The sequence below is a fragment of the Vibrio sp. QJM3NY_35 genome (genome assembly GCF_057785915.1).
This window is the reverse complement of sequence record NZ_CM173507.1, coordinates 3,212,871-3,225,031: the sequence shown is the minus strand read 5'-3', so window position 1 is coordinate 3,225,031 and position 12,161 is coordinate 3,212,871. Positions and strand designations below refer to the sequence as shown.

Genomic DNA, 12,161 nt, shown 5'->3' with positions numbered 1-12,161 from the left:
AGAGACGATATTGGGTCTGTAGCTCAGCTGGTTAGAGCGCTCGCCTGATAAGCGGGAGGTCGGTGGTTCGAGTCCACTCAGACCCACCAATATCGACTAGATACAAAGATGGGGCTATAGCTCAGCTGGGAGAGCGCCTGCCTTGCACGCAGGAGGTCTGCGGTTCGATCCCGCATAGCTCCACCATCTTTAAGTGTTTTTATCTGAAAATATTTAAAAATGGTTTCGAAAGAAATCTAGCTCTTTAACAATTTGGAAAGCTGACTGATTTGATTACTTACGAGTAATTCAAATCAAATTTAAAAGTTCTCAATGTTTATCTTTCATTAGATAAACACAACAAACACATTCAAGTGTCTTGTATTCGAATCAATGTTTACATTGATTCACAATTGAGTCCGGCAAACAGTCATCAAGAATTAACCCTTCTTGGTGACAACCAAAAACCTTGGTTAGTTGCCATACGCTTATTTGTCTTCACTTTTTTAAAGTGAAAGTAAATAGAAACCCTTTCGGGTTGTATGGTTAAGTGACTAAGCGTACACGGTGGATGCCTTGGCAGTCAGAGGCGATGAAAGGCGTAGTAACTTGCGATAAGCCCAGATTAGGTAGTAATAACCTTTTGAGTCTGGGATTCCTGAATGGGGAAACCCACTTACATAAGTAAGTATCCTGTTGTGAATACATAGCAGTAGGAGGCAAACCGGGGGAACTGAAACATCTAAGTACCCCGAGGAAGAGAAATCAACCGAGATTCCGAAAGTAGCGGCGAGCGAAATTGGATTAGCCCTTAAGCTTTTAATGAGACAGATGAAGGCTCTGGAAAGTGCCGCAATAAAGGGTGATAGCCCCGTAATCGACATCTCATCATCAGTGAAAACGAGTAGGGCGGGACACGTGATATCCTGTCTGAATATGGGGGGACCATCCTCCAAGGCTAAATACTACTGACTGACCGATAGTGAACCAGTACCGTGAGGGAAAGGCGAAAAGAACCCCTGTGAGGGGAGTGAAATAGAACCTGAAACCGTGTACGTACAAGCAGTAGGAGCACCTTCGTGGTGTGACTGCGTACCTTTTGTATAATGGGTCAGCGACTTAATTTTAGTAGCAAGGTTAACCGTTTAGGGGAGCCGTAGGGAAACCGAGTCTTAACTGGGCGTACAGTTGCTAGGATTAGACCCGAAACCAGGTGATCTAGCCATGGGCAGGTTGAAGGTTGAGTAACATCAACTGGAGGACCGAACCGACTAATGTTGAAAAATTAGCGGATGACTTGTGGCTAGGGGTGAAAGGCCAATCAAACCTGGAGATAGCTGGTTCTCCCCGAAAGCTATTTAGGTAGCGCCTCGGACGAATACTACTGGGGGTAGAGCACTGTTAAGGCTAGGGGGTCATCCCGACTTACCAACCCTTTGCAAACTCCGAATACCAGTAAGTACTATCCGGGAGACACACGGCGGGTGCTAACGTCCGTCGTGGAGAGGGAAACAACCCAGACCGCCAGCTAAGGTCCCAAAGTATAGCTAAGTGGGAAACGATGTGGGAAGGCTCAGACAGCCAGGATGTTGGCTTAGAAGCAGCCATCATTTAAAGAAAGCGTAATAGCTCACTGGTCGAGTCGGCCTGCGCGGAAGATGTAACGGGGCTAAGCTATACACCGAAGCTGCGGCTACGTACCTTAGGGTATGTGGGGTAGGGGAGCGTTCTGTAAGCCGTTGAAGGTGGTCTGTAAGGGCTGCTGGAGGTATCAGAAGTGCGAATGCTGACATGAGTAACGATAAAGGGAGTGAAAAACTCCCTCGCCGGAAGACCAAGGGTTCCTGTCCAACGTTAATCGGGGCAGGGTAAGTCGACTCCTAAGGCGAGGCCGAAAGGCGTAGTCGATGGGAAACGGGTTAATATTCCCGTACTTCTTACAATTGCGATGGGGGGACGGAGAAGGCTAGGTGGGCCTGGCGACGGTTGTCCAGGTTCAAGTACGTAGGCGGGTGGTTTAGGTAAATCCGGACCGCTACTAACGCTGAGATACGATGTCGAGCTACTACGGTAGTGAAGTCATTGATGCCATGCTTCCAGGAAAAGCCTCTAAGCTTCAGATTGTAAGGAATCGTACCCCAAACCGACACAGGTGGTCGGGTAGAGAATACCAAGGCGCTTGAGAGAACTCGGGTGAAGGAACTAGGCAAAATGGTACCGTAACTTCGGGAGAAGGTACGCTCTTATCAGTGAAGTCCCTTGCGGATGGAGCAGACGAGAGTCGCAGATACCAGGTGGCTGCAACTGTTTATTAAAAACACAGCACTGTGCAAAATCGTAAGATGACGTATACGGTGTGACGCCTGCCCGGTGCCGGAAGGTTAATTGATGGGGTTAGACTTCGGTCGAAGCTCTTGATCGAAGCCCCGGTAAACGGCGGCCGTAACTATAACGGTCCTAAGGTAGCGAAATTCCTTGTCGGGTAAGTTCCGACCTGCACGAATGGCGTAATGATGGCCACGCTGTCTCCACCCGAGACTCAGTGAAATTGAAATCGCTGTGAAGATGCAGTGTACCCGCGGCTAGACGGAAAGACCCCGTGAACCTTTACTACAGCTTGGCACTGAACATTGAACCTACATGTGTAGGATAGGTGGGAGACTATGAAATTGCGTCGCTAGATGTGATGGAGTCGTCCTTGAAATACCACCCTTGTAGTTTTGATGTTCTAACGTTGGTCCCTGAATCGGGATTACGGACAGTGCCTGGTGGGTAGTTTGACTGGGGCGGTCTCCTCCCAAAGAGTAACGGAGGAGCACGAAGGTGGGCTAAACACGGTTGGACATCGTGTGGTTAGTGCAATGGCATAAGCCCGCTTGACTGCGAGAATGACAATTCGAGCAGGTGCGAAAGCAGGTCATAGTGATCCGGTGGTTCTGAATGGAAGGGCCATCGCTCAACGGATAAAAGGTACTCCGGGGATAACAGGCTGATACCGCCCAAGAGTTCATATCGACGGCGGTGTTTGGCACCTCGATGTCGGCTCATCACATCCTGGGGCTGAAGTCGGTCCCAAGGGTATGGCTGTTCGCCATTTAAAGTGGTACGCGAGCTGGGTTTAGAACGTCGTGAGACAGTTCGGTCCCTATCTGCCGTGGGCGTTGGAAAATTGAAAGGGGCTGCTCCTAGTACGAGAGGACCGGAGTGGACGAACCTCTGGTGTTCGGGTTGTCATGCCAATGGCATTGCCCGGTAGCTAAGTTCGGAATCGATAACCGCTGAAAGCATCTAAGCGGGAAGCGAGCCTTGAGATGAGTTTTCCCTGGCACTATAAGTGTCCTAAAGGGTTGTCGTAGACTACGACGTTGATAGGCAGGGTGTGTAAGTGCTGCGAGGCATTGAGCTAACCTGTACTAATTGCCCGTGAGGCTTAACCATACAACACCCAAGGGGTTTTGTGGACTCAGAAGTACCAGACCTTGAATGCGTTTGAAGAGAAATAACTTTTAGATAAGCTTTCCGAATTTTAAAATTTGCTTGGCGACCATAGCATTGTGGACCCACCTGATTCCATGCCGAACTCAGAAGTGAAACACAATAGCGCCGATGGTAGTGTGGGGCTTCCCCATGTGAGAGTAGGACATCGCCAGGCTTTAATTTCGACTTTGTCTATTAAGTAGACAAGTCACCATAGAGTTCTAAGTTTTCTTAGTATTTTATGTTGACTTTCAAAGTAGAAAGCGTAATATACGCGTCCTGCTTAAGTGCTAAGGCACTGAAAGCGTTCTCTTTTTAGAGAACAAGCTCTTTAACAATTTAAACCTATCAATCTGTGTGGGCACTCGTTGATGAATATCAAAACGTTATTACTTAGGTAATGACAGTTACTTCGGTAACAAACTTGATTTCAATGAACTGAGTGACCAATACAAAATTAAGTTTACTTAATTTTGGCACAGTCAATTCATTACCATTCTGTTGGAATGGTAATAGCTTTAAAATTACACTCTTTATTTATAAAGAATAGTTTTGAAGTCAGTATTCGTTGAGTCACAAAATCTTAAATTGAAGAGTTTGATCATGGCTCAGATTGAACGCTGGCGGCAGGCCTAACACATGCAAGTCGAGCGGAAACGACACTAACAATCCTTCGGGTGCGTTAATGGGCGTCGAGCGGCGGACGGGTGAGTAATGCCTAGGAAATTGCCTTGATGTGGGGGATAACCATTGGAAACGATGGCTAATACCGCATAATGCCTACGGGCCAAAGAGGGGGACCTTCGGGCCTCTCGCGTCAAGATATGCCTAGGTGGGATTAGCTAGTTGGTGAGGTAATGGCTCACCAAGGCGACGATCCCTAGCTGGTCTGAGAGGATGATCAGCCACACTGGAACTGAGACACGGTCCAGACTCCTACGGGAGGCAGCAGTGGGGAATATTGCACAATGGGCGAAAGCCTGATGCAGCCATGCCGCGTGTATGAAGAAGGCCTTCGGGTTGTAAAGTACTTTCAGTTGTGAGGAAGGGTGTGTAGTTAATAGCTGCGCATCTTGACGTTAGCAACAGAAGAAGCACCGGCTAACTCCGTGCCAGCAGCCGCGGTAATACGGAGGGTGCGAGCGTTAATCGGAATTACTGGGCGTAAAGCGCATGCAGGTGGTTCATTAAGTCAGATGTGAAAGCCCGGGGCTCAACCTCGGAACTGCATTTGAAACTGGTGAACTAGAGTACTGTAGAGGGGGGTAGAATTTCAGGTGTAGCGGTGAAATGCGTAGAGATCTGAAGGAATACCAGTGGCGAAGGCGGCCCCCTGGACAGATACTGACACTCAGATGCGAAAGCGTGGGGAGCAAACAGGATTAGATACCCTGGTAGTCCACGCCGTAAACGATGTCTACTTGGAGGTTGTGGCCTTGAGCCGTGGCTTTCGGAGCTAACGCGTTAAGTAGACCGCCTGGGGAGTACGGTCGCAAGATTAAAACTCAAATGAATTGACGGGGGCCCGCACAAGCGGTGGAGCATGTGGTTTAATTCGATGCAACGCGAAGAACCTTACCTACTCTTGACATCCAGAGAAGCCAGCGGAGACGCAGGTGTGCCTTCGGGAGCTCTGAGACAGGTGCTGCATGGCTGTCGTCAGCTCGTGTTGTGAAATGTTGGGTTAAGTCCCGCAACGAGCGCAACCCTTATCCTTGTTTGCCAGCGAGTAATGTCGGGAACTCCAGGGAGACTGCCGGTGATAAACCGGAGGAAGGTGGGGACGACGTCAAGTCATCATGGCCCTTACGAGTAGGGCTACACACGTGCTACAATGGCGCATACAGAGGGCAGCAAGCTAGCGATAGTGAGCGAATCCCAAAAAGTGCGTCGTAGTCCGGATTGGAGTCTGCAACTCGACTCCATGAAGTCGGAATCGCTAGTAATCGTGAATCAGAATGTCACGGTGAATACGTTCCCGGGCCTTGTACACACCGCCCGTCACACCATGGGAGTGGGCTGCAAAAGAAGTGGGTAGTTTAACCTTTCGGGGAGGACGCTCACCACTTTGTGGTTCATGACTGGGGTGAAGTCGTAACAAGGTAGCCCTAGGGGAACCTGGGGCTGGATCACCTCCTTATACGAAGATATTTACGATGAGTGTCCACACAGATTGATTAGGTTTAGAAAAGCAAAGAGATGAAGAACTCCCAAGTTCTTTGAAGTTTGTTTCTACTTTTTAAAGTAGAGATGAATTGCAGTGTCCCGTTCGTCTAGAGGCCTAGGACACCGCCCTTTCACGGCGGTAACAGGGGTTCGACTCCCCTACGGGATACCATTGGGTCGTTAGCTCAGTTGGTAGAGCAGTTGACTTTTAATCAATTGGTCGCAGGTTCGAATCCTGCACGACCCACCATTCTTTCTCCACGAAGGAATTAAAACTTTTAGTGGGCGATTAGCTCAGTTGGGAGAGCACCTGCCTTACAAGCAGGGGGTCACTGGTTCGAGCCCGGTATCGCCCACCATTCTCTAAATATTCTTGGAAGTTAAATCCCCAAACCACTTCTTATGTCGCTGGTTGGATTTTTCGACTGTGAGAGTCTTTAGAAAATGAACTTCACAAGAAGTCTCATTGCTCTTTAACAATTTGGAAAGCTGACTGATTGATTACTTACGAGTAATTCAATCAAATTTAAAAGTTCTCAATGTTTATCTTTCATTAGATAAACACAACAAACACATTCAAGTGTCTTGTATTCGAATCAAACCTAGTTTGATTCACATTGAGTCCGGCAAACAGTTATCAAGAATTAACCCTTCTTGATGACAACCAAAAACCTTGGTTAGTTGCCATACGCTTATTTGTCTTCACTTTTTAAAGTGAAAGCAAATAGAAACCCTTTCGGGTTGTATGGTTAAGTGACTAAGCGTACACGGTGGATGCCTTGGCAGTCAGAGGCGATGAAAGGCGTAATAACTTGCGATAAGCCCAGATTAGGTAGTAATAACCTTTTGAGTCTGGGATTCCTGAATGGGGAAACCCACTTACATAAGTAAGTATCCTGTTGTGAATACATAGCAACAGGAGGCAAACCGGGGGAACTGAAACATCTAAGTACCCCGAGGAAGAGAAATCAACCGAGATTCCGAAAGTAGCGGCGAGCGAAATTGGATTAGCCCTTAAGCTTTTAATGATGCAGGTGAAGAGTCTGGAAAGTCTCGCAACAAAGGGTGATAGCCCCGTAACCGACACATCATAATCAGTGAAAACGAGTAGGGCGGGACACGTGATATCCTGTCTGAATATGGGGGGACCATCCTCCAAGGCTAAATACTACTGACTGACCGATAGTGAACCAGTACCGTGAGGGAAAGGCGAAAAGAACCCCTGTGAGGGGAGTGAAATAGAACCTGAAACCGTGTACGTACAAGCAGTAGGAGCACCTTCGTGGTGTGACTGCGTACCTTTTGTATAATGGGTCAGCGACTTAATTTTAGTAGCAAGGTTAACCGTTTAGGGGAGCCGTAGGGAAACCGAGTCTTAACTGGGCGTACAGTTGCTAGGATTAGACCCGAAACCAGGTGATCTAGCCATGGGCAGGTTGAAGGTTGAGTAACATCAACTGGAGGACCGAACCGACTAATGTTGAAAAATTAGCGGATGACTTGTGGCTAGGGGTGAAAGGCCAATCAAACCTGGAGATAGCTGGTTCTCCCCGAAAGCTATTTAGGTAGCGCCTCGGACGAATACTACTGGGGGTAGAGCACTGTTAAGGCTAGGGGGTCATCCCGACTTACCAACCCTTTGCAAACTCCGAATACCAGTAAGTACTATCCGGGAGACACACGGCGGGTGCTAACGTCCGTCGTGGAGAGGGAAACAACCCAGACCGCCAGCTAAGGTCCCAAAGTATAGCTAAGTGGGAAACGATGTGGGAAGGCTCAGACAGCCAGGATGTTGGCTTAGAAGCAGCCATCATTTAAAGAAAGCGTAATAGCTCACTGGTCGAGTCGGCCTGCGCGGAAGATGTAACGGGGCTAAGCTATACACCGAAGCTGCGGCTACGTACCTTAGGGTATGTGGGGTAGGGGAGCGTTCTGTAAGCCGTTGAAGGTGGTCTGTAAGGGCTGCTGGAGGTATCAGAAGTGCGAATGCTGACATGAGTAACGATAAAGGGAGTGAAAAACTCCCTCGCCGGAAGACCAAGGGTTCCTGTCCAACGTTAATCGGGGCAGGGTAAGTCGACTCCTAAGGCGAGGCCGAAAGGCGTAGTCGATGGGAAACGGGTTAATATTCCCGTACTTCTTACAATTGCGATGGGGGGACGGAGAAGGCTAGGTGGGCCTGGCGACGGTTGTCCAGGTTCAAGTACGTAGGCGGGTGGTTTAGGTAAATCCGGACCGCTACTAACGCTGAGATACGATGTCGAGCTACTACGGTAGTGAAGTCATTGATGCCATGCTTCCAGGAAAAGCCTCTAAGCTTCAGATTGTAAGGAATCGTACCCCAAACCGACACAGGTGGTCGGGTAGAGAATACCAAGGCGCTTGAGAGAACTCGGGTGAAGGAACTAGGCAAAATGGTACCGTAACTTCGGGAGAAGGTACGCTCTTATCAGTGAAGTCCCTTGCGGATGGAGCAGACGAGAGTCGCAGATACCAGGTGGCTGCAACTGTTTATTAAAAACACAGCACTGTGCAAAATCGTAAGATGACGTATACGGTGTGACGCCTGCCCGGTGCCGGAAGGTTAATTGATGGGGTTAGACTTCGGTCGAAGCTCTTGATCGAAGCCCCGGTAAACGGCGGCCGTAACTATAACGGTCCTAAGGTAGCGAAATTCCTTGTCGGGTAAGTTCCGACCTGCACGAATGGCGTAATGATGGCCACGCTGTCTCCACCCGAGACTCAGTGAAATTGAAATCGCTGTGAAGATGCAGTGTACCCGCGGCTAGACGGAAAGACCCCGTGAACCTTTACTACAGCTTGGCACTGAACATTGAACCTACATGTGTAGGATAGGTGGGAGACTATGAAACCGCGTCGCTAGATGTGGTGGAGTCGTCCTTGAAATACCACCCTTGTAGTTTTGATGTTCTAACGTTGGTCCCTGAATCGGGATTACGGACAGTGCCTGGTGGGTAGTTTGACTGGGGCGGTCTCCTCCCAAAGAGTAACGGAGGAGCACGAAGGTGGGCTAAACACGGTTGGACATCGTGTGGTTAGTGCAATGGCATAAGCCCGCTTGACTGCGAGAATGACAATTCGAGCAGGTGCGAAAGCAGGTCATAGTGATCCGGTGGTTCTGAATGGAAGGGCCATCGCTCAACGGATAAAAGGTACTCCGGGGATAACAGGCTGATACCGCCCAAGAGTTCATATCGACGGCGGTGTTTGGCACCTCGATGTCGGCTCATCACATCCTGGGGCTGAAGTCGGTCCCAAGGGTATGGCTGTTCGCCATTTAAAGTGGTACGCGAGCTGGGTTTAGAACGTCGTGAGACAGTTCGGTCCCTATCTGCCGTGGGCGTTGGAAAATTGAAAGGGGCTGCTCCTAGTACGAGAGGACCGGAGTGGACGAACCTCTGGTGTTCGGGTTGTCATGCCAATGGCATTGCCCGGTAGCTAAGTTCGGAATCGATAACCGCTGAAAGCATCTAAGCGGGAAGCGAGCCTTGAGATGAGTTTTCCCTGACGCTTTAAGCGTCCTAAAGGGTTGTCGTAGACTACGACGTTGATAGGCAGGGTGTGTAAGTGCTGCGAGGCATTGAGCTAACCTGTACTAATTGCCCGTGAGGCTTAACCATACAACACCCAAGGGGTTTTGTGGACTCAAAGAAAGACCAGACCTTGAATGAGTTTGAGAGAAACTTTTAGATTATAGCTTTCCGAATTTTAAAATTTGCTTGGCGACCATAGCATTGTGGACCCACCTGATTCCATGCCGAACTCAGAAGTGAAACACAATAGCGCCGATGGTAGTGTGGGGCTTCCCCATGTGAGAGTAGGACATCGCCAGGCTTTAAATTTGAACACTTGTCAGCGACGACAAGTATTCCACTGCGGAGTGGTAGTTCAGTTGGTTAGAATACCGGCCTGTCACGCCGGGGGTCGCGGGTTCGAGTCCCGTCCACTCCGCCACTTATTAGAAAAGCCCTGCTAGAAATAGCAGGGCTTTTTTACATTTGAAGAAAAGTGTTTTGCTTATAGGTTATATGGGTGCTGTAAAGATACTGAACCCCTGCACTTCACGCTATTCCATTAGAAAGCCTAGTCTGACGACTAGGCTTTCGTTGTTTACGGCGTATGCGCTTTGGATTTTGGCTGCAGATCCTTATCGCCAGCTATGAAGTACTTCTCTATATATCGGGAGGTGCTGCTTGGGAATACAGGTAGTCACTTCTAACTCTGATAGTTAAGCTAAATAGAGCAGAGCACTAATCTGATTGCTTTACTATGTGAAATTCCCTATCGCGTACGTACTTCGCCCTAAGGAGTGACGAACGTTATTGCTTGGATACGTAAAGGGTAATTGTCGATTATGTTCGTATTGGTACTCGTTTAGCTGCTCTCTGTATCTGATACACGTATCTATAGTCCTTAGACTGACTTTTAGGAAAAGATATGATTTTAACTTTTCAAACTATCACTCTTATTATGAATGAATCGAGATGTTGACTCGAAAGACCATCAAGCAAACCTATCTCGCTATCTCGCTATCTCGCTATCTCGTAGATACAAAAACGCCTAGCGTTTGCTAGGCGTTGATAAATAGTGTCTCTAATACATCGACTACAGTATTTGCTTAAGCACCCTATCGGCTTTCACACGAGTGATCTTACGAATCAACTTCTGAACTTCCATCGGGTAGCTCTCTACCTTGTCTAACTGCTTATAAGTACAGATAAGCTGAGTGTGTTGAAGGATGTTATCCACTTCAGCCTGAAACTTGTCTGTAAGGTGATGGTAGTTATCTTGGATAAAGATACCGTTCTCTAGATCCAACTTCCATGCGCGTGGATTTAGATTATTACCTGTTAGTAGCATGTAGCGCTTATCTACCCAAATGCCCTTTAGGTGGAAGCTATTGGAATCGTGTTGCCAAAGTCGAATTGATAGATTACGGCTAGCAATATGAGCTTCATTCGCTTTAGCGAAACGACGTAAGTTCAATTCGTAAAGGTATGGCAGACCACCAATCGTTTTAAACTCTTCTTCTGGCGAGATAAAGAAATCATTTGCCGTCTTATCGCCAACGACAATGCTGACCTTTACGCCACGCTTTAGTGCTTTCTTCACTTCTTTAGCTAGGCTAGGTGGGAAGTTGAAGTAAGGTGTGCAGATAAAGATTTCATCTTTAGCTTGAGCGACGAGTTGATTGATCCCCTGATTCAGACGGTTACGTCTTTTACCGATACCAACCAATGGTGTTACAGCCACTTGGTCTGCTGAAACCTCTTGACCATCGAATTGATACTGAGATCTTGCCAAGGATGCTCGAAACTGACGAATCGCTGGTTTCAGTTCTTTGGTCGCAGGCTTGTTCTTATCTGCCAGGTCATAAACAGCGCTATCCGCAACCATCTGTTCGTGTACGTAGGTAAACATTGAGTCAGCAAGAGCTGAGTTGTTTAAAACGTGGTAACGATCAAAGCGATAGCGGTCATGGTAATTCAGGTAGATATTGTTAAGGCTTGCACCGCTGTATATTACGCTGTCATCGACGATAAAGCCTTTTAAGTGCAATACGCCAAAGACTTCTTTGCCACGAACTGGAATGCCATAGACAGGCACAGAATGCTGATATTTTTCAGCAAACTCTTTATACATGGCTGCATTGCCCTCAGAAGACTCTGCACCAATCAATCCACGCTGCGCTCGGTGCCAATCGACACAAACGCTCACGTCTAATTCTGGATTCTTTTGCTTTGCTTCATATAAGGCAGTTAGGATCTCACGGCCAGCCTCATCATCTTCAAGGTACAAAGCGACTAAACTAATACGAGTCGTTGCGCGAGATATCTCATCAAGTAGGCGAGTTCGAAACTCTTGCGCTGATAGTAGTACTTCAAACTTGTCAGGATTCTGCGCTATGGTTGGCAACTGTATGAATGGATTCCTACTGGCAATCATATTGACTGTTTTACCTTAAAAATATGCAAAATTGCTAACCTTTAATTTTACCAAAGGGATAGCACCAAATACTAGATAATCGAGGCATTCTCTAACAATTTTGCTGATAATGCATAGGAATGAGATCTTTTCCGCTATTCGAATAGCGCTCGTATAAAACTCTTAAACCATTTGGTAGATCTTTAGGGTCTACTTGCACGAATTTGTGTCGCGCGTAAAAATTGGTGAGATGAGCGTAAACAAAGCAGTAATCGTCTTCCGAAAGAGTATGTTGAGCACAATAATCCATAAGCTGGGAGCCTAATTGCTGACCGCGATGTTGCTTTGATATCGCCATTCCAGTAAGTAAACGATTATTTTCTATTGTACGAAAACGCACGACACCGCACAGCTCGTTATCCAGCAATAACGAGTAGATCAGTTCACTCTTATTCGCTTTTCCCGTTGGGTAATGTTCTTTATAGAAACGTTTAACTAGGGGAACCTTTACTGGGTCTAATTGAGTAATGATGACATTGTTCATTCAGTCACTGCGCCATTGGTTTATCTGCTGTAGAATGACCGCAGTGTAA

2 protein-coding genes, 6 tRNA genes and 5 rRNA genes are annotated in these 12,161 nt (G+C 47.6%); 11 read left to right on the top strand and 2 right to left on the bottom strand.

What is annotated here, in order from left to right:
* Positions 1-12 precede the first annotated feature (12 nt).
* From AC3CH3_RS14660 to AC3CH3_RS14610, 11 genes are all read left to right on the top strand, one after another.
* Positions 13-89 (top strand) — tRNA-Ile (locus tag AC3CH3_RS14660).
* A 21-nt stretch (positions 90-110) separates the two neighbouring features.
* Positions 111-186: transfer RNA gene (locus AC3CH3_RS14655), tRNA-Ala, on the top strand.
* A gap of 337 nt (positions 187-523) precedes the next feature.
* A 23S ribosomal RNA gene (locus AC3CH3_RS14650) occupies positions 524-3,417 on the top strand.
* Positions 3,418-3,515: 98 nt separating this feature from the next.
* A 5S ribosomal RNA gene (gene rrf, locus AC3CH3_RS14645) occupies positions 3,516-3,631 on the top strand.
* A gap of 410 nt (positions 3,632-4,041) precedes the next feature.
* Positions 4,042-5,596, top strand: a 16S ribosomal RNA gene (locus AC3CH3_RS14640).
* Positions 5,597-5,718: 122 nt separating this feature from the next.
* Positions 5,719-5,794: transfer RNA gene (locus tag AC3CH3_RS14635), tRNA-Glu, on the top strand.
* A gap of 2 nt (positions 5,795-5,796) precedes the next feature.
* Positions 5,797-5,872 (top strand) — tRNA-Lys (locus AC3CH3_RS14630).
* Positions 5,873-5,905: 33 nt separating this feature from the next.
* Positions 5,906-5,981: transfer RNA gene (locus tag AC3CH3_RS14625), tRNA-Val, on the top strand.
* A 388-nt stretch (positions 5,982-6,369) separates the two neighbouring features.
* Positions 6,370-9,263: ribosomal RNA gene (locus tag AC3CH3_RS14620) — 23S ribosomal RNA — on the top strand.
* Between the two features lie 98 nt (positions 9,264-9,361).
* Positions 9,362-9,477 (top strand): 5S ribosomal RNA (rrf, locus tag AC3CH3_RS14615).
* Together the 16S, 23S and 5S rRNA genes with 6 tRNA genes alongside form the textbook arrangement of a ribosomal RNA operon.
* Before the next feature lie 43 nt (positions 9,478-9,520).
* A tRNA-Asp gene (locus tag AC3CH3_RS14610) sits at positions 9,521-9,597 on the top strand.
* Between the two features lie 651 nt (positions 9,598-10,248).
* Here AC3CH3_RS14610 and pssA read toward each other — a convergent pair.
* Both pssA and AC3CH3_RS14600 read right to left on the bottom strand, forming a co-directional pair.
* Positions 10,249-11,589, bottom strand: coding sequence for a CDP-diacylglycerol--serine O-phosphatidyltransferase (gene pssA / locus AC3CH3_RS14605; protein ID WP_019823830.1), 1,341 nt, complete (start codon positions 11,587-11,589; stop codon positions 10,249-10,251).
* Between the two features lie 91 nt (positions 11,590-11,680).
* Positions 11,681-12,112 carry a GNAT family N-acetyltransferase gene (locus AC3CH3_RS14600; RefSeq protein ID WP_488537389.1) on the bottom strand — a complete coding sequence of 144 codons (432 nt, stop codon included), beginning with the start codon at positions 12,110-12,112 and terminating at the stop codon, positions 11,681-11,683.
* Between the last annotated feature and the right edge of the window lie 49 nt (positions 12,113-12,161).

Bases quoted from the DNA above. Each gene is read 5' to 3' on its own strand.
- pssA (WP_019823830.1), bottom strand. From the start codon at position 11,589: ATGATTGCCAGTAGGAATCCATTCATACAGTTGCCAACCATAGCGCAG.
- AC3CH3_RS14600 (WP_488537389.1), bottom strand. From the start codon at position 12,112: ATGAACAATGTCATCATTACTCAATTAGACCCAGTAAAGGTTCCCCTA.